Raw genomic sequence first — 286 nt, forward strand, 5'->3', positions numbered from 1 at the left:
TAAAAAATGTTCACTCAATCTCTCAATACTATCTTTCTTAAAGAGCTCTGTACTATATTCGAATTGTGCATGTAAGCCCTCTTCCACTTCGGTTATATATAAGGAAAGATCGAATTTAGAAGAATTTAATTCGATATCCACCGTTGAGAATTGTAATCCATCTATACTAATTTTTGAGTAACTGGAATCTTGAAATGTAAACATCGTGTCAAAAATAGGATTTCGACTAGTATCACGCTGTACTTTTAATTTTTCCACCAACAATTCAAACGGATAGTCTTGGTTT

1 protein-coding gene is annotated in these 286 nt (G+C 32.2%); it reads right to left on the bottom strand.

Annotated features, from left to right (window positions below; genetic code table 11):
* The coding region (locus MR107_RS30700; RefSeq protein ID WP_242293203.1) for a condensation domain-containing protein at window positions 1–286 on the bottom strand (286 nt) is incomplete at both ends.

The sequence above is a fragment of the Bacillus cereus group sp. BfR-BA-01441 genome (genome assembly GCF_022663075.1).
Lineage (GTDB): Bacteria > Bacillota > Bacilli > Bacillales > Bacillaceae_G > Bacillus_A > Bacillus_A cereus.